17 protein-coding genes are annotated in these 20194 nt (G+C 70.4%); 8 read left to right on the plus strand and 9 right to left on the minus strand.

From position 1 onward, the window contains the following. Positions 1 to 7: 7 nt before the first annotated feature. Together JAV51_RS08300 and JAV51_RS08305 are read right to left on the minus strand one after the other, a co-directional pair. Positions 8 to 709 carry a hypothetical protein gene (locus tag JAV51_RS08300; protein WP_197320069.1) on the minus strand — a complete coding sequence of 234 codons (702 nt, stop codon included), beginning with the start codon at positions 707 to 709 and terminating at the stop codon, positions 8 to 10. A gap of 100 nt (positions 710 to 809) precedes the next feature. Next, the gene (locus tag JAV51_RS08305; RefSeq protein ID WP_307845775.1) at positions 810 to 1736 is read right to left on the minus strand and encodes a DMT family transporter; all 927 of its coding nucleotides are present in this window, start codon (positions 1734 to 1736) and stop codon (positions 810 to 812) included. Between the two features lie 160 nt (positions 1737 to 1896). Here JAV51_RS08305 and JAV51_RS08310 point away from each other — a divergent pair, with 160 nt between their 5' ends. After that, positions 1897 to 2868, plus strand: coding sequence for a quinone oxidoreductase (locus tag JAV51_RS08310; protein WP_197320070.1), 972 nt, complete (start codon positions 1897 to 1899; stop codon positions 2866 to 2868). Between the two features lie 56 nt (positions 2869 to 2924). Here the strand turns inward: JAV51_RS08310 and JAV51_RS08315 are convergent, their stop codons facing one another. From JAV51_RS08315 to JAV51_RS08325, 3 genes are all read right to left on the minus strand, one after another. Next, positions 2925 to 3533, minus strand: coding sequence for an FKBP-type peptidyl-prolyl cis-trans isomerase (locus tag JAV51_RS08315; RefSeq protein ID WP_197320071.1), 609 nt, complete (start codon positions 3531 to 3533; stop codon positions 2925 to 2927). Positions 3534 to 3543: 10 nt separating this feature from the next. Beyond that, positions 3544 to 5958 (minus strand): ATP-binding domain-containing protein, encoded by a 2415-nt coding sequence (locus JAV51_RS08320; RefSeq protein WP_197320132.1) that lies wholly within the window; start codon positions 5956 to 5958, stop codon positions 3544 to 3546. Between the two features lie 143 nt (positions 5959 to 6101). Further along, positions 6102 to 7082, minus strand: a complete 981-nt coding sequence (locus tag JAV51_RS08325; protein ID WP_197320072.1) for a heme o synthase — start codon at positions 7080 to 7082, stop codon at positions 6102 to 6104. A 395-nt stretch (positions 7083 to 7477) separates the two neighbouring features. On the opposite strand from JAV51_RS08325, the gene tkt reads away from it, so the two are divergent. The 7 genes from tkt to JAV51_RS08360 all read left to right on the plus strand — a co-directional run bounded on the left by tkt (position 7478) and on the right by JAV51_RS08360 (position 17370). Next, on the plus strand, positions 7478 to 9571 hold the full coding sequence (gene tkt, locus JAV51_RS08330; RefSeq protein ID WP_197320073.1) for a transketolase: 2094 nt from the start codon (positions 7478 to 7480) through the stop codon (positions 9569 to 9571). 92 nt (positions 9572 to 9663) lie between these two features. Continuing rightward, positions 9664 to 10785 (plus strand): transaldolase, encoded by a 1122-nt coding sequence (gene tal, locus JAV51_RS08335; protein ID WP_197320074.1) that lies wholly within the window; start codon positions 9664 to 9666, stop codon positions 10783 to 10785. Continuing rightward, positions 10785 to 12404 (plus strand): glucose-6-phosphate isomerase, encoded by a 1620-nt coding sequence (locus JAV51_RS08340; protein WP_197320075.1) that lies wholly within the window; start codon positions 10785 to 10787, stop codon positions 12402 to 12404. Before tal ends, JAV51_RS08340 begins: the two co-directional genes overlap by 1 nt. Further along, the gene (zwf, locus tag JAV51_RS08345) at positions 12401 to 13930 is read left to right on the plus strand and encodes a glucose-6-phosphate dehydrogenase (RefSeq protein ID WP_197320076.1); all 1530 of its coding nucleotides are present in this window, start codon (positions 12401 to 12403) and stop codon (positions 13928 to 13930) included. The genes JAV51_RS08340 and zwf overlap by 4 nt, the downstream gene beginning before the upstream one ends. A gap of 148 nt (positions 13931 to 14078) precedes the next feature. Further along, entirely contained in the window at positions 14079 to 15221 is a 1143-nt protein-coding gene (gene opcA, locus JAV51_RS08350) for a glucose-6-phosphate dehydrogenase assembly protein OpcA (protein ID WP_197320077.1), read from the plus strand. Then, entirely contained in the window at positions 15218 to 16021 is an 804-nt protein-coding gene (pgl, locus tag JAV51_RS08355; protein ID WP_197320078.1) for a 6-phosphogluconolactonase, read from the plus strand. Before opcA ends, pgl begins: the two co-directional genes overlap by 4 nt. Before the next feature lie 137 nt (positions 16022 to 16158). Further along, positions 16159 to 17370 (plus strand): sensor histidine kinase, encoded by a 1212-nt coding sequence (locus tag JAV51_RS08360; protein WP_197320079.1) that lies wholly within the window; start codon positions 16159 to 16161, stop codon positions 17368 to 17370. 152 nt (positions 17371 to 17522) lie between these two features. On the opposite strand, the gene JAV51_RS08365 is transcribed toward JAV51_RS08360, so the two are convergent. The 4 genes from JAV51_RS08365 to pgk are packed head-to-tail and all read right to left on the minus strand — an operon-like array spanning position 17523 to position 20189. Next, positions 17523 to 17864 carry an RNA polymerase-binding protein RbpA gene (locus JAV51_RS08365; protein ID WP_197320080.1) on the minus strand — a complete coding sequence of 114 codons (342 nt, stop codon included), beginning with the start codon at positions 17862 to 17864 and terminating at the stop codon, positions 17523 to 17525. A gap of 46 nt (positions 17865 to 17910) precedes the next feature. Continuing rightward, positions 17911 to 18141: a preprotein translocase subunit SecG gene (gene secG, locus JAV51_RS08370; protein WP_005437548.1), complete on the minus strand. Its 231-nt coding sequence runs from the start codon at positions 18139 to 18141 to the stop codon at positions 17911 to 17913. Between the two features lie 60 nt (positions 18142 to 18201). Continuing rightward, positions 18202 to 18987 carry a triose-phosphate isomerase gene (gene tpiA, locus JAV51_RS08375; protein ID WP_197320081.1) on the minus strand — a complete coding sequence of 262 codons (786 nt, stop codon included), beginning with the start codon at positions 18985 to 18987 and terminating at the stop codon, positions 18202 to 18204. Further along, entirely contained in the window at positions 18987 to 20189 is a 1203-nt protein-coding gene (gene pgk, locus JAV51_RS08380; RefSeq protein ID WP_197320133.1) for a phosphoglycerate kinase, read from the minus strand. The genes tpiA and pgk overlap by 1 nt, the downstream gene beginning before the upstream one ends. Positions 20190 to 20194 lie beyond the last annotated feature (5 nt).

A 20194-nucleotide genomic window follows, 5' to 3' on the forward strand; every position in this document is an offset into this window, starting at 1 on the left:
GCGTCCGTCAGACGGGGACGGGCTCGGCGGCGGGCTCCGGTTTACGTCCCAGGCGCAACGTGACACCCGGGACCGAGCGGAGTCTGCGCCATCCGTGGGCCGCGCACACCGCGATGGTGAGCGCCGTCAACAGGCCGCTCAGCACGCCGCGCGAGAACAGGCCCGCGTCGACGCCCCACTGCAGGAAGCCCAGCGTCATGGCCGCGTCGAGCAGGCGCGAGCCACCCCACATGAGCGCGACGTTGACGAACACCTTCTTCACCCGCCGATGAGCGAACAACTCGGCTGGCAGGTGGACGAAGTCCCGTGCCAGGCGTTCGGTGATGGGTTTGCCGAGCACGGCGCTGCCGACGAACAGCAGACACATGAGCACCGAGCCGACGACCGGTTGGAGGACGTACACCACGGCACTCGACGTGATCAGCGCGACGAGGGCTCTCGCGACGAGCATGCCCGTGGCCAGCACGAGCGTGTGAGGCACCTGCCTTCGCATGGCCCGGCGCAGGCCCACGACGAAGGCACTCCAACCGAGGACGGCCACCAGGCCGGGGACGAGGCCCGCCACGTTCAGCAGGAGCATGAACAGCAGCGTGGGCACGACCGCGGTCTCGAGTGCCAGGACGACGGCGCGGGTGATCGTGGCCCGCAGATGGGGGATCTCGATGCACAGGTGCCGTTCGAGGGACGGCACGGATACGGGTGTGTGCACGATGGGGAAGTCTTTCGGGTCGGGTCCAAGGGCCGGGGGGAGCGGCTCCACGCCGGGCGAGCGCGTCCTCCATCAGGATGACTCACCACGGCGTCGTGTCCTAAACGTTACCTCGAAGGGGGTAAACGCCATGTGTTGCCGTGCTGCGCGTCTCCGTCCGCACCGCCGGTGAGTGCGACAGGCCGAAGGCACCGGCGACCAGCAGGACGCCCGACAGCGCGACGGCGGCGAGCGGGCCGGCTTCGGTGGAGGGCACCGCGTCGAACACCAGCAGTCCGATCGTGAAGCTCACCACCGGGTTCACGGTCGACATCACGGCCACCGCGATCGACAACGAGCCCGAGCCGTAGGCCTGGTGCCCCAGGACGAGGCCCGAGAACGTGGTGAGGGCCAGCAGGTAGCCCGGCCAGTCCAAGGCGGTGGCGAGCACGCCGTCGTCGACGAGGCTGTCGGCCGTCAGTTTCATCATCGCGGCGCTCATCGCGTAGCAGATCCCGGCCGAGGCGGCGACCAACGCGCTGTACACCATCGGCCCCCGACGCTGGGCAATCTGCAACAGAGTCGCGATCGTGAGCACGGCCACGATGATCGCGACGACGAGGCGACTGCGGTCGGCCTCGCCCTCCAGCGGCGCGGCACCCTCCACCGAGAGGAACAACGCCACGCCACCACTGATGGCGAGCGCGGCCAGCCAGTCCCGGAACGGAGGCCACTGCCGCATCGCCGCGGACGCCATGGGCAGCGCGAACAGTAGCTGGGTGACCAGCAACGGCTGCACCAGGGCGACCGAACCGAAGTACAGGGCCGCCGCCTGCGACGCGAACCCCAAGAGGTTCGTCGTCCACCCCGCGAGCCACACCCGCTGCCGCAGCAGCCTCCGGAACAACCACAGCACGGGGATCCGGTGGGTGCTCGCCCGGTGCTCGGCGTCGGAATCGGCCGCCCGCAACACCGCACGGCGTTGCAGAGCCGCCGAGGCGGCGAAGAGGAACGCCGCCACGAAGCCGAGAAGGACAGGCAGTACCACGGTGGAAGTCAGCGTCACGGCGCCGCGCGGGATTCCCGATCGGAGCGGATGAGACACGACGCACGCTTCAGGGTAGTCCGGCCGCACCGCCCTCCGGACCCGCTCGACGGCATCGTGTTGAGTGGAGTCGAGGAAGCTCACCGACTGAGGGAGGACACGCATGGTGCGAGCGATCCGCATGGAGCGGACGGGAGGCCCCGAGGTGCTCGACGTCGTCGACGTCGAGGAGTCCGAGCCGGGCCAGGGAGAGCTGCTGGTCGAGGTGGCCGCCGCCGGGGTGAACTACATCGACACCTATCAGCGCAGCGGGATCTACCCGGTACCGCTGCCCTACACGCCCGGGCTGGAGGGCGCGGGCCGGGTCACCGCGGTGGGCCCCGGCGTGACCGAGTTCTCCGTGGGTGACCGGGTGGCCTGGCAGGGTTCGCCGGGTGCCTACGCCGAGCGGGCCGTGGTGCCCGCGGACGTCGCCGTGCGGGTTCCCGAGGCGGTCAGCGACGAGACGGCCGCCGCGGTCATGCTGCAGGGCATCACCGCGCACTACCTCACGTCGTCGACGCACGCGGTGCGCGAGGGCGAGACCGTGCTGGTGCACGCGGCGGCCGGAGGCGTCGGGCTGCTGCTCATCCAACTGGCGAAGGCGCGTGGCGCGCGGGTGATCGGGACCGTGTCCACGCCGGAGAAGGAGGCGCTCGCCCGTGAAACGGGCGCCGACGAGGTGATCCGCTACACCGAGCAGGACTTCGTGGAAGCCGTGCGCGAACTCACCGACGGTGAGGGCGTGGACGTGGTCTACGACGGCGTCGGCGCCTCGACGTACGAGGGAAGTCTGACGTGTCTGCGTCCGCGGGGGCTGCTGGCCCTGTTCGGCGCGGCGAGCGGACCCGTTCCGCCGATCGACCCGCAGCGGCTCAACCGAGGTGGGTCGCTGTTCCTCACCCGGCCGACGAGCGGGGACTACACGCGGACGCGTCAGGAGCTGGAATGGCGGGTCGGTGAGCTGCTCGACGGGTTGGCCAAGGGCACGCTGACGGTCCGGGTCGGCGGCCGGTACGCGCTGTCGGACGTGCGCGCGGCGCACGAGGACCTCCAGGGCCGGCGCACCGCGGGCAAGCTACTGCTGCTCCCCTGACACCCGGGTCGTGAGTGGACGGGCGTCGCGCCACGTCCACTCACGACGCCGGCTCGTCACTGCTGCGGTGCGATGTCCACGACCTCGGCGACCACCACGAGGGTCTCGCCGTTGAGCGGGTTGTCGCTGTCCTGGGCGAAGCCCATGGTCTCGGGCACGACGATCAACCGTTGCGTGCCCTGCTTGGCTCCCTGCAACGCCTCGTTCCAGCCCTCGAAGCCCGCCTGCTGCTCGCCGAGCTGGACGCTCAGCGTGCCGAGCGTGCCGAAGGAGCTCTCCTTCACCTCGCCGTCGGACCACGCGACGATCGAGTAGTCGAGGTCGAGCTGGTCGCCCTCGGCGGCGGCCGGACCGGAGCCGGGCTGCAGGTCGCGGGTCAGCAGCTCGGTCGGCTCGGCGCAGTCCTTCGGGATGGTGACCTCGTAGCCCTCGCCCTCGGCGGACTGCGTGACCTCGATGTCCTCGGCCGTGCAGGGCTCACCCTGACCGTCCTGCTCACCCTGCGTCGGGGGCTGCTGCGTGCCCTGCGTGGGCTGCGCCGCCTGCTCCGACGGCGTGGGATCGGCCCCCGGAGGCAGGTCCGAGGGCTGCTCGTTCGGCGGCGAACACGCCGCGAGCGCCGCGGCGACGGCCGCCACGGTGATGATCTTGCCAGCGTTGCGCATGGTTGACACCCTATCCGGCCGCCGACAAGGCGCTTTGCTCGCCTGAGAGTGCGGGCATCGGCGTCGTCGTGTGGACGATGCCGAGCCGCTGCGTGGCACGCGTCAGCGCCACGTAGACGTCGTTGAGTCCCCGGGGCGACTCGGCCACGACGCCCTCGGGGTCGACCACGATCACCGAGTCGAACTCCAGGCCCTTCGACCGGCTCACCGTGAGCACCGACACGCGCGGGTTGTCACCGGTGTCGTCCGTGCCCGCTGCCTGCTGGATCTCGGCGAGATCCGCCTCCAGCTCGGCTTCCTTCGACTCCGGACACAACACGGCCAGAGTGCCGCCGCCCCGGTCGGCGGTGAGTTCCTCCAACTCCTCGGCGACCCAGCGCCGCAAGTCGGCCGTGAGCGAGTCGTCGGAACTGGACCGCCGCCAGGGACGCGTCCCGGACTCCCGGACCGACGTGGGCGCGGACAGGCCGGTGTCGAGTTCGGCCAGCACGCGGGAGGCGAGTTCCATGATCTCCGCCGGTGTGCGGTAGTTCACGGTGAGTTCCCGCAGCCGCCACCGGTCCCCCACGTACGGGCGCAGCACCCGCTCCCACGACGACGTGCCCGCGGCCGATCCGGTCTGCGAGACGTCCCCCACGAGCGTCATCGACCGGCTCGGGCAACGGCGCATGAGCAGCCGCCAGTCCATCTCGGACAGCTCCTGGGCCTCGTCGACGATCACGTGACCGAACGTCCAGGAGCGGTCGAGCGCGGCGCGCTGCGCGGCAGTGAGGTCGCTGCGCGCCTCCTGCCGTTCGGCGAGCAACTCCGCGTCGAGGACGTCGCGCACCCGCACGACCTCCTCGTCGATGATCTCGTCGTCCTGTTCCAGGACGTGCAGCACGCCCTCCGCGTAGGCCCGCTCCTCACGACGCTGCCGTTCCCGACGGGCGCGTGCCTCCGTGTCGTCCTCCCCCAGCAGCTCGGCGAGTTCGTCGAGCAGGGGCACGTCGGCGGGCGTCCACAGCGCACCGGGGCGACGCAGCAGACTGCGCCATTCCCGCTCGGTGAGGAGGTCGCGGGCGGCCGAGGCAAGGCGGTCGGCGTCTGTCAGCAAGTCGCTCAGCAGCTCCTGCGGGGTGAGCTTCGGCCACAGGCTCTGCAACGCCGCCTGCACCGCGGAGTCCTCGGCGAGCTCCTGGCGCACCGTCGCGAGATCACGGGCGTCGAGCATGGGGCCGCTGTCGACCTCGTCGTCCGCCAGCGGCACCTCGGGCAGGTCGTCCAGGACGTCGGACTCCAGCTTGCGCACCGCCTGGTCGGCCAGCGCGTCGAGCAGTCGGTCGACGAACACGCGACGCGCCACGTTGTGGGGTCGCTGCGTCTCACGTGCCTTCGCCCGCGCCCGCTCGCAGGTGCGCCGGTCGAGCGTGAGGACCTCCCCGCCTTCGACCTGCACCTCCAGGACGGTCTCCGGCACGATCTGGCGGTCGCGCACGGCCTGCGCGAGCACCTCGGCCATGACGAGCCTGCCCTTGACCTCGGCGACCTCCGGGGTGTCCGTTCCCGTGGCCGCGAGCCCGGGGAAGAGCTCGCCCACCGTGGCCAGCAGGACGCCCGTCTCCCCCAGCGAGGGCAGGACCTGGCCGATGTAGCGCAGGAAGGTGCTGTTGGGGCCGACCACGAGCACACCACGCGTGGTGAGTTGCCTGCGGTAGGTGTAGAGCAGGTAGGCCGCGCGGTGCAGCGCCACGGCGGTCTTGCCCGTCCCGGGCCCGCCCTGCACCACGAGCACGCCGTTCATGTCGGCGCGGATGATGCGGTCCTGCTCCGCCTGGATGGTCGAGACGATGTCGGACATCTCGCCGGTGCGGCGACGCTCCAGCGCGGCCAGCAACGCCGCTTCGCCGGCCAGCCCGAGGTGGTCGGTGTGCTCACCGGCGCCGAGGTCGAGCACCTCGTCGTCGATGCCCACGACGCGGCGGCTGAGCGACCGGATGTGCCTGCGCCGCCGCACTCCCTGCGGGGAGGCAGCGGTGGCGAGGTAGAAGGGCCGCGCGGCGGGTGCCCGCCAGTCGATCAGCAGGGGCCGGTAGTCGTCGCTCTCGTCGAACAACCCGACCCGCCCGATGTACATCGTCGGGTCGTCGTCGGTCCGGTCGGCCCTGTCGGCGAAGTCGAGCCTGCCGAAGCACAGCCCCTGCTCCACGGACTTGAGCTGCGCCAGCCGGTCGCTGTAGGTGGCGGTGGCCGCCTCCCGCTCGGCGTCGGCCTGCGGCGTCCCGCCCGTGCTGCGCAAGGCTTCGGTGAGCCTGCGGTCGGCCAGCTCCCGCTCGGCGTCGAGCCGCGCGTACAACGTCGAGACGTACGCCTGCTCGGCGGCGATCTCGGTGTTCTTGGCGTCGGACGGTGCGGACGACGGGTCGATCTGCGGGTCGAACGTCATGGTGTTGTCGGGTTCCCGATGCTGCGGGGACACGGACACAAGCAGCCCACTTTCGCGGTCGAGGGACTCACACAGCCCAGAGATAACGAACGCGGTCCGCGGACCATTCCCGGCCCCACCCGATCCGGGGACCGGAAGGGGAATCAGAAGGGCAGTCCGATGACCGGCAGCCCGATGGCCGAGTCGACGGCCAAGGCGACGAACACGATCATCAGATAGGTGTTCGACCGGTGGAACAGCGACATGGGCTTCGTCTTCTCGCCCCGGGCCACGGCCGCGTAGAGGCGGTGGGCGTAGAAGAGGAACCACGCACCGCTGAGCACCGCGAAGGCCGTGTAGAGCCAACTGGTGGCAGGCACCAGCAGGAGCGTCCAGCCCACCATGACCCACGAGTACACGACGATCTGCTTGGCGACGTGCTTCGGTGTGGCCACCACGGGCAGCATCGGAACGCCCGCCCGCTCGTAGTCCTCCCGGTACCGCATGGCGAGCGCCCAGGTGTGCGGCGGGGTCCAGAAGAAGATCACGCCGAACATGACGAAGGCGGGCCACTCCACCGTGCCCGTCACCGCGGCCCAGCCGATGACCACCGGCATGCACCCGGCCGCACCGCCCCAGACCACGTTCTGCGGCGTCCTGCGCTTCAGCAGCAGCGTGTAGACGAAGATGTAGAAGAGGATCGTGGCCACCGCGAGGACGGCGGCGAGCAGGTTCACCGTCGCGTAGAGCAGCCCGAAGGACGCCAGCCCGAGCGCGACACCGAAGATGAGCGCGTTGCGCCTCGGCACGGAGTCCCGCACCAGCGGTCGCCGCTTGGTCCGGTTCATCACCTTGTCGATGTCGGCGTCGATGACGCAGTTCAGCGCGTTGGCGCTACCCGCGGCCATCGTTCCGCCGACGAGCGTGGCCAGGACCAGCCACGGTGACGGGATCTCGCGGCCCGCGAGGAACATCGCGGGGATGGTGGTCACGAGCAGCAGCTCGATGACCCTGGGCTTGGCCAGCGCGGCGTACGCGCCGATGACGTCACGCAGACCCCGCCGGCCACCAGCTTCCGACTCGCCAGTGGGATGCACGGCGCTGGTGTGCTCACTGCGCCCGTGCGCAGCGTTCACCAACGACATTTCGCTCCCTGTGCCTTGAAATTCGTCCCCGCGCCGAGCTGGGCGCGATACCTTGACAGATCGTAGTAGAGCGCGTGTTCGACCTGCCCGGCGGCACCCGGGCGGGGGACGCACGTCACGCCCGCGCCGACGCCGCAGGGTCACGGCCTCGACGAGCCCCGCGCTGCCCGGCGACGATCTCCGGCGCGCCGAGGCGGTCGACTAGGCTGGCCGACGTATTCCCGGTACCGCCGCCGACGTCGCACATGTCCTCGATCCATGCCCGAATTTCTGCAGGCCAGTCCCGTGAGATGGCAGCACACAGGGTTCAGGATCGATTAAGATCGTCTGTGACGACGACGATCGGGTAACCGGGCAAGGAACACCAACGCGCGAGACTTCAGGGAGCCGAGTCAGTGTCGGAGATCGCCCCTTCGGATAACAACCCTCTGTTGCGCCGGAACTACCCGGCAGACTGGTCGGATCTGGACACCCGTGCGGTGGACACGATCCGTGTTCTGGCGGCCGACGCCGTCGAACACTGCGGCAGCGGGCACCCCGGCACGGCCATGAGCCTGGCGCCGGTGGCCTACTCGCTGTTCCAGCGCATCATGCGCCACGATCCGGCCGACCCGGAGTGGCCCGCGAGGGACCGCTTCGTCCTGTCCGCCGGGCACAGCAGCCTCACGCTGTACCTGCAGCTCTTCCTCGCCGGCTACGGCCTGGAGATGGAGGACATCAAGCAGCTCCGCAAGTGGGGCTCGGCCACGCCGGGACACCCCGAGTACCGCCACACGCCGGGCGTGGAGACCACGACCGGTCCGCTGGGCCAGGGCCTCGCCAACGCGGTCGGCATGGCCATGGCGGCCCGGCGGGAGCGGGGTCTGCTCGACCCCGACGCGCCGCAGGGGCAGAGCCCGTTCGACCACCACATCTACGTGATCGCCTCCGACGGCGACATCGAGGAGGGTGTCACCTCCGAGGCGTCCTCGATCGCGGGCCGGCAGGAACTCGGCAACCTCGTCGTCATCTACGACGACAACAAGATCTCCATCGAGGACGACACGGCGATCGCACTGTCCGAGGACACCGCCAAGCGCTACGAGGCGTACGGCTGGCACGTCCAGGTGGTCGACGGCGGTGAGGACGTCGTCGCGTTCGAGAAGGCCATCGAGGCCGCGAAGGCGGAGACGACGCGCCCGTCGTTCATCCTCCTGCGCACCGTGATCGGCTACCCCGCGCCGACGAAGATGAACACCGGCAAGGCCCACGGTGCCGCCCTCGGCGCCGACGAGGTCGCAGGTGTGAAGAAGGCCCTCGGCTTCGATCCCGAGGTGTCGTTCCACATCGACGACGAGGTCCTGGCCCACACCCGCAAGGTCGGCGAGCGCGCCAAGGCCGAGCGCGAGAAGTGGCAGCAGGCCTTCGACGAGTGGGCGAAGGCCAACCCGGAGCGCAAGGAGCTGGCCGACCGCCTCCGCACCCGGACCCTGCCCGCGGGCTGGGAGGAGAAGCTGCCGAGCTGGGAGCCGGACGCCAAGGGCATCGCGACCCGCAAGGCCTCCGGTGAGGTGCTCAACGCCATCGGCGACGTGCTGCCGGAGCTGTGGGGCGGCTCGGCCGACCTCGCCGAGAGCAACAACACGCTCATCAAGAACTCCGACTCGTTCGGTCCGGAGAGCGCGTCGACGGGCATGTTCACCGCCCACCCCTACGGGCGGAACCTGCACTTCGGTGTCCGCGAGCACGCGATGGGCGCGATCCTCAACGGCATCGCCCTGCACGGCGGGACCCGCCCCTACGGCGCGACCTTCCTCATCTTCAGCGACTACATGCGGCCGTCGGTCCGGCTCGCCGCGCTGATGAAGGCTCCCGTGGTGTACGTCTGGACGCACGACTCCATCGGCCTCGGCGAGGACGGCCCGACGCACCAGCCGATCGAGCAGCTCGCGTCGCTGCGTGCCATCCCCGGTCTGAACGTGGTGCGTCCGGCCGACGCGAACGAGACGGCCGCGGCGTGGAAGGCAGCGCTGGAGGACATCGAGGCCCCCACCGGCCTCGCGCTGACCCGCCAGAACGTGCCGGTGCTGGAGGGCACCGACCCGGAGGGCGTGGCCAAGGGCGGTTACGTGCTGGCCGAGGCGTCCAACGGTTCCCCCGAGGTCGTGCTGATCGCGACGGGTTCCGAGGTGCAGCTCGCCGTCGAGGCGCGCGAGACGCTGGAGGCCGAGGGCACGCCCACCAGCGTGGTCTCGATGCCGTGTGTCGAGTGGTTCGACAAGCAGGACGCCGCCTACCGCGACGCCGTCATCCCGCCGACCGTGAAGGCTCGGGTCGCCGTGGAGGCGGGCGTGGCGCAGCCGTGGCACCGCTTCGTCGGTGACGCGGGCGAGATCGTGTCGATCGAGCACTTCGGTGCCTCGGCCGACTACAAGACGCTCTACGAGAAGTTCGGGATCACCGCCGAGGCCGTGGTGGCCGCGGCCCGCCGCTCGCTGGCCAAGAGCTGACGTCGCGGTACGCACAACCCGGTGGTGGGGGCGTCGTGGGCACGACGCGACGCCTCCACCCCAGGACTCGATACGTGGGAAGGGATGACGTCATGGGCAACACCGACAGGCTGGCCCAGCTGTCCGAGGCAGGGGTGTCGATCTGGCTCGACGACCTGTCGCGCGAGCGGCTGCGCTCCGGGAACCTCGCGAACCTCATGCGGGACAAGCACGTCGTCGGGGTCACCACGAACCCGACGATCTTCGCCGGCGCCCTGTCGAAGGGCGAGGCGTACGACGAACAGATCCGCGAACTGGCCGCGCGCGGCGCGGACGTCCACGCCGCCGTCCGCGAGCTGACCACCAGCGACGTGCGCGAGGCCGCGGACCTCTTCCGCGACGTCTACACCGCGACGGGCGGGGTGGACGGCCGCGTGTCGATCGAGGTGGACCCGGGACTGGCCCGCGACACGGACAAGACCGTCGCCGAGGCCGAGGAACTGTGGAAGACCGTCGACCGGCCCAACATCTTCGTCAAGATCCCGGCCACCGAGCAGGGGCTGCCCGCGATCACGCGCACGCTCGCCGACGGCATCAGCGTCAACGTCACCCTGATCTTCTCGGTCGAGCGCTACCGCGCCGTCATCGAGGCGTTCTTCACCGGGCTGGAGCAGGCCAAGGCCAACGGGCACGACCTGGCCGCGATCGAGTCCGTGGCGTCGTTCTTCGTCTCCCGGGTCGACACCGAGGTGGACAAGCGTCTGGAGGCCATCGGCACCGACGAGGCCCTCGCCCTGCGCGGTGAGGCCGCGATCGCCAACGCCCGCCTCGCCTACGCCGCCTACGAGGAGCTGTTCGCGAGCGAGCGCTGGGCGGCGCTCAAGGAGGCCGGGGCCCGGCCGCAGCGTCCACTGTGGGCGTCCACCGGCGTGAAGAACCCGGACTACTCCGACACGCGCTACGTGGACCAGCTCGTCGTGGCGGGCACGGTCAACACGATGCCGGAGAAGACGTTGGACGCCGTCGCCGACCACGCCGAGGTCACGGGCGACACCGTGACGGGCACGGCCGCCGAAGCACAGCAGGTGTTCGACCGGCTCGCCGCCGTGGGCATCGACGTCAGCGACGTCTTCCGCACGCTGGAGGACGAGGGCGTGGAGAAGTTCGACAAGTCCTGGGCCGAACTGCTCGACACCGTGCGCGGCCAGCTCGACTCGGCGAAGGCGGAGGGCTGATGGCCGAACGGACGACGGTCGACCTCGACGACGCCGCCCTCGCCGAGGCGGCACGTCCACTGCTGGATCGGCTCGTCGCCGACCGGGTGGCGAGCGCGCTCACCGCACAGGACCCCACGCTGTGGGGTGCCGAGGCCGAGCCGGAGGCCTCGATCCGCCTGTCGTGGACCACGCTGCACAAGAGCTCCCGACCGCTGATCGGCGAGATCGAGGCGCTGCGCACGGAACTGCGGTCCGAGGGCATCGACCGCGTCGTGCTCGCGGGCATGGGTGGCTCATCGCTCGCCCCCGAGGTGATCACGGGAACCGAGGGCGTGGCCCTCACCGTGCTGGACACCACCGACGCGGGCCAGGTCGCCGACGCGCTCGAAGGCGACCTGGAGCGCACGGTGCTCGTGGTCTCGTCGAAGTCCGGCACCACGGTGGAGACCGACAGCCACCGGCGCATCTTCGCGAAGGCGTTCACCGACGCCGGGATCGACCCGGCGCGGCGGATGGTCGTCGTGACCGACCCGGGGTCGCCTCTGGCGGAGTTGGCCGAGGCGGAGGGCTACCGCAAGGTGTTCCTGGCCGACCCGCACGTCGGGGGCCGCTACTCCGCGCTGACGGCGTTCGGGCTGGTGCCCGCGGGTCTGGCGGGCGCGGACGTCGCTCGCCTGCTCGATCAGGCCGCCGGGGCCGCCGAGGCGCTGTCCTCGGACTCGCCCGACAACCCGGCGCTGCGCCTGGCCGCCGCACTCGGTGCGGCACACGAGGGTGGCGCCGAGAAGGTGGTGCTCGCCGACACGGGCTCGGGGATCGCGGGCTTCGGCGACTGGGCCGAACAGCTCATCGCCGAGTCGACCGGAAAGCAGGGCACCGGCCTGCTGCCGGTGGTCGTCGAATCGCCCACCGCGCCCGGGTTCGCCGACGCGGGCACCGACGCCACCCCCGTGGCTGTCGGGCCGTCCGTGGAAGGCGCGGCGATCGCCACCTCCGGCCCGCTGGGCGCGCAGTTCCTCCTGTGGGAGTACGCGGTGGCCGTGGTGGGCAGGCTGCTCGGCATCAACCCGTTCGACCAGCCCGACGTGGAGGCCGCGAAGAAGGCCGCCCGCGCACTGCTCGACAACCCGCAGGCCCTCTCGGGCACCGAGGAACCGTCGGCCGTGATCGGCGCGGTCGAGGTGTACGGGCCGGTGGGCGCGACGGCTGCCACGGGCACGCTCACGCAGGTGCTGCAGGAGTTCGTCGACGGGGTCGCCGAGGGCGGTTATCTGGCCGTGCAGGCCTACCTCGACCGGCTCGACGACGCCTCCGCCACGCTGCTGCGCAGTGAGCTCGCCAAGCGCTCGGGACGACAGACGACGTTCGGCTGGGGCCCCCGCTTCCTGCATTCCACTGGTCAGTACCACAAGGGTGGTCACCGGGGCGGCAGCTTCCTGCAGATCACCGGTGCCGTCGAGGCGGACCTGCCGGTGCCCGGCCGCCCGTACACCCTGGGCACGCTGCAACTGGCCCAGGCCCTCGGGGACGGACAGGTGCTGGCCGACACGGGTAGTCCCGTGCTCCGGCTGCACCTCACCGACCGGGCCGCCGGTCTCGCGGACGTGGTTCGAGCCGTACAGGAGCTCACTCGATGAGGCAAGGTTGGACCAACCCGTTACGGGATCCCCGTGACAAGCGGCTGCCGAGGATCGCCGGACCGTCGAGTCTGGTGATCTTCGGCGTCACCGGGGACCTGTCGCGGAAGAAGCTCATGCCCGCGATCTACGACCTCGCCAACCGAGGTCTGCTGCCCGCGGGCTTCTCCCTCATCGGGTTCGCGCGCCGCGAGTGGGAGCACCAGGACTTCGGCCAGCAGGTGCACGACGCCGTGGCCGAGCACGCGCGCACCCCCTTCCGCGAGTCCGTGTGGGAACGGCTGGCGGAGGGCATCCGGTTCGTCCAGGGCTCGTTCGACGACGACGCAGCGTTCGACGAGCTCGCCGCGACCGTCACCGAGTTGAGCGAGAAGCGCGGCACCGGCGGCAACACCGCGTTCTACCTCTCGATACCGCCGTGGGCGTTCCCCGTCGTGACCAAGCAACTCGCGCGCTGCGGTCTCGCGGAGTCCAGTGAGGACGTCTGGCGGCGAGTGGTCGTGGAGAAGCCCTTCGGCCACGACCTCGCCAGTGCGAAGGAACTGAACGCCATCGTCAACGACGTCTTCCCCGAGGATGCGGTGTTCCGCATCGATCACTACCTCGGCAAGGAGACGGTCCAGAACATCCTGGCGCTGCGGTTCGCGAACCAGTTGTTCGAGCCCATCTGGAACGCGCACTACGTCGACCACGTGCAGATCACGATGGCCGAGGACATCGGTCTCGGCGGACGTGCGGGCTACTACGAGGGCATCGGTGCGGCGCGGGACGTCATCCAGAACCATCTGCTGCAGTTGCTCGCCCTCACGGCGATGGAGGAGCCGGTGTCGTTCGACCCGAAGGCTCTGCGCGCCGAGAAGGTGAAGGTGCTGGGGGCGACGACGGCCGTGGGTCCGTTCGACGAGACCACGGCCCGCGGGCAGTACACCGGGGGCTGGCAGGGCGGCAAGAAGGTGCCGGGCCTGCACCAGGAGCAGGGTTTCTCGAAGGACTCCACCACCGAGACCTACGCGGCCGTGACCCTGGAGGTGCGCAACCGGCGTTGGGCGGGCGTGCCGTTCTACCTGCGCACGGGCAAGCGGTTGGGCCGACGGGTCACCGAGGTGGCCGTGGTGTTCAAGCGGGCCCCGCACCTGCCGTTCGACTCGACGTCCACCGAGGAGCTCGGCGAGAACGCCCTGGTGATCCGGGTGCAGCCCGACGAGGGTGTGACGTTGCGCTTCGGCTCCAAGGTGCCGGGGACCACGATGGAGGTCCGCGACGTCACGATGGACTTCGGCTACGGGCACGCGTTCACCGAGAGCTCGCCCGAGGCCTACGAGCGGCTGATCCTCGACGTGTTGCTGGGCGAACCGTCGCTGTTCCCCGGCAACGAGGAGGTCGAGCTGTCGTGGCAGATCCTCGACCCGGTGCTGGATCACTGGGCGAAGCTCGGCACGCCGGAACCGTACGAGCCGGGGTCGTGGGGGCCGCCGTCGGCGGAGGCGATGCTGAAGCGCACGGGACGCAACTGGAGGCGTCCGTGAGGGAGGCTGGCATGGCCCTCGCGGACGCCGACCTGGTCAGGCCCACGCTCCGGCTCGCACCACGAGCCCGAGTGGGGAGGGTGTCCCGCACGACACCGAGCATGTCCGTGCGCCGTCCGGCGAGCGCGGATCAACACAGGAGACTTCGATGATCATCGATCTGCCGTCGACCACGACGTCGCAGTTGAACAAGAAACTCGTCGAGATCCGTGAGCGCGGCGGCGCGGTGGCGCTGGGTCGGGTGCTGACGCTCGTCATCGCCGCGGAGGACGACGACCAGCTCGAGGACGCCATCGACGCCGCCAACGAGGCGAGCCGGGAGCACCCGTCGCGGGTGATCGTGGTGGCCAAGGGGGCTCGCTCCGCCGCTCCTCGGATCGACGGACAGATTCGCGTGGGCGGGGACGCGGGCGCGAGCGACGTCATCGTGCTGCGCCTGTACGGGGCGCTCGCGAATCAGGGCCGCAGTGCCGTGGTGCCGCTGCTGCTCCCGGACACCCCGACCGTCACGTGGTGGCCCGGCAAGGGCCCGAAGGCACCGTCGAAGGACCAGCTCGGCCAGCTCGCGCAACGCCGCATCACCGACTCGGCGGCGGAGACCAACCCGATTCGCGCACTGACCACCCGCAGCAAGTCCTACGTGGACGGTGACACCGACCTGGCGTGGACGCGGCTCACGAACTGGCGGGCCCAGTTGGTGGCGGCGCTCGACCTCCCGCCGTTCGAGCCGATCACCGGTGCGACGGTCACGGGCGAGGCGGACTCCCCGTCGACGGAGTTGCTCGCGGGCTGGCTCGCCGAGTACCTCAACGTGCCGGTGAAGCGGATCAAGACGTCCGAGGCGCAGGGCATCATTTCGGTGCGGCTCGACCGGCCCTCGGGCCCGATCGAGCTGTACCGCCCCGACGGCAAGACCGGCACCCTCACGCAGCCTGGTCAGCCGACGCGGCGCGTCGCGCTGCACCGGCGGGACAACCGTGACTGCCTGATCGAGGAACTGCGCCGGCTCGACCCGGACGAGGTCTACGAGGCGGCGTTGCGGGGGCTGTCCAAATTCTCCGCAGCCCGCAAGCCCACCAGGGCGAAGGCCACCACCACCCGGGCCGCCGGGGCGAAGTCGAGCGCCGGCAAGTCCGCGGGAGGCAAGTCCCCCAGTGGCAAGTCCACCGAGGCCAAGTCCACCGGCACGACGTCTTCGGGGAGGAAGACGGCCGCCGCGAGCAAGCGCTCGGGTCGGACGTCGGCCACCACGAAGGCGAAAGCCACGACCGACGCGGAGGCCAAGGCATGAGCACGGCGTTCGATCCCACGAAGTCCGATCCGACGGTGGTCGTGCACCCCGACCCGGACGTGCTGGCCGCCGCCGCGGCGGCACGACTCATCGCCACCCTCGCCGACGTGCAGGCGCGCAAGGGGTCGGCGTCCGTCGTGCTCACCGGTGGCGGCACGGGCATCGCCGTCCTCGACCAGGTGCGCCGCAGTCCTGCCCGTGACGCCGTGGACTGGTCCGCCCTCGACGTGTTCTGGGGCGACGAGCGGTTCGTGCCCGCCGACGACCCCGAGCGCAACGAGAAGCAGGCACGGGAGGCCTTGCTCGACCACGTTCCCGTGGACGAGGCTCGCGTGCACGCCATGGCGGCGTCGGACGGGCCCTTCGGCGACGATCCCGACGCGGCGGCCGCCGGATACGCCGAGGTGCTCGCCGCGGCAGCACGGTCCGCCGACACGGCCACCAGCGCCGCCCAGGTGCCGTCGTTCGACGTGCTGCTGCTCGGGCTCGGTGGAGAAGGCCACACGGCGTCGTTGTTCCCGCACACCGCCGAGGTGCGCGAGGACCGGGCGTCGGTCGTGCCCGTCCGCGACTGCCCGAAGCCGCCGCCGACGCGACTGTCGTTGACGCTGCCCGCCATCCGCGCCGCCGAGGAGGTGTGGCTGCTGACCGCCGGGGAGGCCAAGGCCGAGGCCGTCTCCCTCGCCCTCGCGGGCGCCGACCCGGTGAGCCTCCCGGTGGCGGGCGCGCGGGGCAAGCAACGAACCGTGTGGCTGCTCGATCGTGCAGCGGCGAGGAGATTCAAGCCACACACAGAGTGAAACGAAACGTGGACGTAACCCGATATAGTGGGTTCTCCACGTTTAGTTGCAACCGCACACGGCCTAAGGGTTGCGCTCCGTGACCAGTCACAGAAACCTCTCAGTGTCGAGTCCACACAATCGAGAGGTCGCAACCAATGACCACACAGGGAGTCTCCCTCGCCGGAGCCCCCGTCGGCGGTCCTGGCTCGGGGACCGCCGACCCGCCGCGGGACACCACCCCCGCTCTGTCACTCCGGTCGCGCATCCTGACCAGACATCCCGCCCTCACCGCCGTGGCGATGGATGTCCTCTTCGTCGCCGTCGCGGTACTCGACGTGTGGCTGGTGATTCCTGAGGAAGCCCCGTCGTATCCGATCTATCTGTCCGCGGCGAGCTGTGTGGCGCTCCTGCTCCGCCGCCGGCTGCCGTTCACCACCGTCCTGCTTGCCGTTCCGGGCTTCTTCGCGGGGTGGGCGCAGTTGGCGGCCATGCTCGCGTTGGGCTATCTCGCGCTGCGGAAGCAGTTCCACTGGCACACGTGGGTCGGTGCGGCGCTGGTGTGGCTCTGCCGGTTCTTCCTCTGGCCCGTCTCCGACTTCCTCGACCTCACCTGGCGCATCCACGTTCTCGACGCGATGTACGGCGTCATCGTGGCGGGCATGCCCGTCGCAATCGGCCTGCTGATCGCCGCGCGGTGGGAACTGGCCGCCAAGCTGGAGGAGCTCGCGGCGAGCCGCGATCGGGAACGGCAACTGCACGCCCAGGCAGTGCGCGCGGAGGAACGGGCTCGGCTCGCGAGGGAGATGCACGACGTCGTGTCCCACGACATCACGCTCATCGCCATGCAGGCAGGAGTGCTGTCGGCGGCGAAGGTCGACACCCAGGCCAAGGAGACCGCCGACACGATCCGCACCCTCAGCACCCGCACCCTGGAGGAACTCCGAGGACTCGTGGGTGTGCTGCGGTCGGGGGCCGACATGGCCGTGCAGGCGGATCTGCGTGATCTCGACGAGCTGGTGCAGTACGCGGGGGTTCCGGTGCGGCTGACCATGGAGAACGTGCCCGCGGACCTCCCGGCGCCGATCTCCGCCGCCGCCTACCGGACGGTGCAGGAAGGACTCACCAACGTCCGCAAGCACGCGCCCGGCGCCACCGCGTACGTCCAGGTGTCCGCGACCTGCGACACGCTGACGGTCGAGGTGCGCAACGACAAGCCCCAGGCACGACGCAACGCCGCGATCCCCCGCGGAGGAGGGTACGGGCTGGCGGGGCTCACCGAACGCGCGAAGCTGCTCGGCGGCACGTTCGAAAGCGAGTGCACCGAGGACGGCGGCTTCCGCATCCGCGCCACCTATCCGTTCGACTGACCACGAAGGCCGCTTTTCCCGCGCAAGTGAAGGCCACCTTTCCCTGCGGCTGGCGTAGGAAAGGTGGCCTTCGTGGTTGTTCCGTCGTGCTGTTGAGCTGTCGTCGTCCGCGTGGTCGCCCCACCCGTTGCCGGGCGGGGCGTCCGGGCTGATCAGCCCTCGCGTCGGCGCCGCAGTCGCTCCAGCGCCTCGGCGAGAATGGCCTCTCCGTCGGCGTCGCTCCGGCGTTCCTTCACGTACGCCAGGTGGGACTTGTACGGCTCCGTCCGCGGCGCGGCGGGAGGTCGCTCCCGGTCACGCCCCGCCGGAAGACCGCAACGAGGGCAGTCCCACTCCTCCGGAACCTCCGCGTCCATCGCGAACGATGGACGCGACTCGTGTCCATTGGCGCACCAGTAGGAAACCCGACGACGCGGAGCAGCCTCCCCACGCTCCGACTCGCCGGAGGGACCTGCTCCGATCCGCGTGCCTCGAATCGCGTTACCGCCAACCATGAATCGTCACCCCACCAGAAAGTTGACGCACGCACGCCAACGTCGATCAGAGTTTCACCAGCAGGCCGAGCCCGACGATGGCGATCACCCACACCGCCCCGAGACCGAGCGTGATCCGATCGAGGTTCTTCTCGGCCACACTCGACCCCGAGAGGCTCGACTGCATACCGCCACCGAACAGGGACGACAGCCCGCCGCCGCGACCACGGTGCAGCAGCACCGCGATGATGAGCAGCACGCTGGAGACGATCAACAAAATTTGCAGGAACAGTTCCATGTCATCCTCTGTGTACAGCGTGTGGCGGGAAACTCAAGGGTAGCGTAAACGCGCCCTCTGTCACGGGAGTGGGCCGCCCGCGGCGAGCGCGCACAGCTTCGTGAACTCCTCGCCGTCGAGACTGGCCCCGCCGACGAGGGCTCCGTCGACGTTGTCGCACTTCACGAGGTCGGCGACGTTGCTCGACTTCACCGAACCGCCGTAGAGGATGCGCATCCCCTGGGCCAGTTCCGCACCGTACTTGTCGGTCAGGGCGGACCGCAACGCGGCACAGACCTCCTCGGCATCGGCGGGCGTGGCGACCCGGCCGGTGCCGATGGCCCAGACCGGTTCGTAGGCCACGACCACCTTCTCGACCTGCTCCGCCCGCAGTCCCTTGAGGGCCGCGAGGAGCTGCGAGGTGGTGTGCTGGATGTGGTCGCCGGCCTCCCGGACGTCGAGCTTCTCCCCCACGCACAGGATCGGGCTGATCCCGTGCTTGAGGGCCGCGCGCACCTTCTTGTTGACGAGCTCGTCGCTCTCGCCGTGGTACTCACGGCGCTCCGAGTGCCCCACGACCACGTAGGTGCAGCCGAGTTTGGCGAGCATCGGGCCCGAGATCTCGCCGGTGTATGCGCCGGAGTCGTGCGGCGAGACGTCCTGCGCGCCGTAGGTGAGCAGGAGCTTGTCGCCGTCCACCAGGGTCTGCACGCTGCGGATGTCGGTGAACGGCGGCAGCACCGCCACGTCGACCTTCGCGTAGTACTTCTCCGGCAGCGAGAACGCGATCTTCTGCACCAGGGCGATGGCCTCGAGGTGGTTGAGGTTCATCTTCCAGTTGCCGGCGATCAGCGGCTTGCGGGCCATCAGCGCTCCTCACTCAACACGGCGACACCGGGCAGTTCCTTGCCCTCCAGGTACTCCAGCGAGGCGCCACCTCCGGTGGAGATGTGCGAGAACCCGTCCTCGGGCAACCCGAGCAGGCGCACGGCGGCGGCGGAGTCACCGCCACCCACGACGCTGAACGCGTCCGACTCCGTGATCGCCGTCGCCACCCCGCGGGTGCCGTGCGCGAACGGCGCCATCTCGAACACGCCCATGGGGCCGTTCCAGAACAGCGTCCGCGCGTCGCGGATGGCGGCACCGAACGCGGCGACCGTCTCGGGCCCGATGTCGAGCCCCAGCCAGCCGTCCTCGATCCCGGTGACGGGCACGGTGCGGGTCCGGGCATCGGCGGCGAAGGCGTCCGCCACGACGATGTCGACGGGCAGCAACAGCTTGTCGCCCGCCTCGGCGAGCAGCCGCTTGCAGGTGTCGATCATCTCGCGTTCCAGCAGCGACGACCCGACGCCGTGTCCCTGAGCCGCGAGGAAGGTGAAGCACATGCCACCGCCGACCAGCAGCCGGTCGACCTTCGGCAGCAGCGCCTCGATGACCGCCAGCTTGTCGCTGACCTTCGAGCCGCCGAGCACGACGGCGTACGGGCGGTCGGGCTCACCGGTCAGGGTGCGCAGCACGTCCAGCTCGGCGAGCACGAGCCCACCGGCGTAGGCGGGCAGCACGCGGGCCACGTCGTACACCGAGGCCTGCTTGCGATGCACCACGCCGAAGCCGTCGGAGACGAACGCGCCGTTCTCGCCGGTCAACGCGGCCAGCTCACGGGCCAGCTCCGCACGTTCGGTCTCGGACTTGCTGGTCTCCCTGGCGTCGAACCGCACGTTCTCCAGCAGCACGACACCGCCGTCGCCGAGCGAGTCGACCGCGGCCTTCGCCTGCTCGCCCACGACGTCACCGGCCAGCGTCACCTCGCTGCCGAGCAGCTCGCCGAGCCGGGCAGCGACCGGCCGCAGCGAGAACGCCGGGTCGGGCGTGCCCTTGGGCCTGCCGAGGTGGGCCGCCACGACGACCCGCGCTCCGGCCTCGGAGAGCGAGCGGATGGTGGGCAGCGCGGCGCGGACCCGACCGTCGTCCGTGATCCTGTCCCCGTCGAGCGGGACGTTCAGGTCGGCGCGCACCAGCACGCGCCGACCCCGAACGCCCTCGCCGAGCAGGTCGTCGAGAGTCTTCACCGCCA

It is taken from the genome of Saccharomonospora sp. NB11, from assembly GCF_015910535.1.
Taxonomy (GTDB): Bacteria; Actinomycetota; Actinomycetes; order Mycobacteriales; family Pseudonocardiaceae; genus Saccharomonospora.